This is a genomic window from Vibrio sp. 704 (assembly GCF_033339295.1).
In genome coordinates this window covers 1-780 of the sequence record NZ_JAWOUH010000330.1, presented here as the reverse complement: position 1 = coordinate 780, position 780 = coordinate 1, and the positions used below count along the sequence as shown (strand labels likewise).

The following is a 780-nucleotide window of genomic DNA, read 5'->3' as shown; positions in this document are numbered from 1 at the left end:
CCGTACGACCGTCCCGCAAGTATTCATCGGCGGTAAACACATCGGTGGTAGCGAAGAGCTAGAAACTTACCTAGGCTAACCTGTCCATAGCCTACACCCCCGGTCTCCGACGTCTTTGACTCGGAGGCCACCCTGTCTCTTCCCGCTCAAATCTAAGTCCTTAGTTCTTAAATCGTTCTACTACCTGAATCAACGTTTTTAAATACAACACTTTTTGTTCATCATAACGTCTTGTTTCTATTCCCAAGCCAAATACAAAAAAACCTCGCAGATACGAGGCTTTTTTCTGGACTAGAGTTTAATGGATTACATCATCGCATAACGACTCACTAGCACAATCGCGGTGAACCCAATGGTGAAAAATCCCCCGGCAAGTCCTAGTGCTACTCTCAGTTCTGTCGACATTATCTTTTCCTATTTTCGGTTGACGCGGCACCATACACCAGTTACGTGCTACAAAATTTCATCAAAGCTAATTTTCCATTTTTGGGTCCGTACCACCTAACAAGCGCACATGGTAAAGCCTATTCATCTTCTGCTAATCTTGGGCAAGTTGAATTGAGGTAAACATCATGGCTTGTCGTAGCTGCCAAGAACATTGGTTTTGGAAAAAGATCGGTCGTTGTCAACGATGCATGGATCAATTGACCGTACTTTCAGTTGTGTGTTGGATCATTTGGTGGTTTGCTTTTCGCGATCATCCACAAAGCATTGAATCGATCGCCCTGATCTTTGCGGGCTTTGCATTTAACATTTTATTGTTTCTGCACTTATGGATGC

1 protein-coding gene and 1 pseudogene are annotated in these 780 nt (G+C 44.0%); both read left to right on the top strand.

Features of this window, described 5'->3' with window-relative positions; translation table 11 throughout:
- A pseudogene (locus tag R7R24_RS26265) lies at window positions 1-79 on the top strand (glutathione peroxidase); the annotation flags it as partial.
- A gap of 493 nt (window positions 80-572) precedes the next feature.
- Window positions 573-780 (top strand): DUF3624 domain-containing protein (locus R7R24_RS26260; RefSeq protein WP_318120056.1); only part of this gene is annotated, 208 nt, incomplete at its 3' end.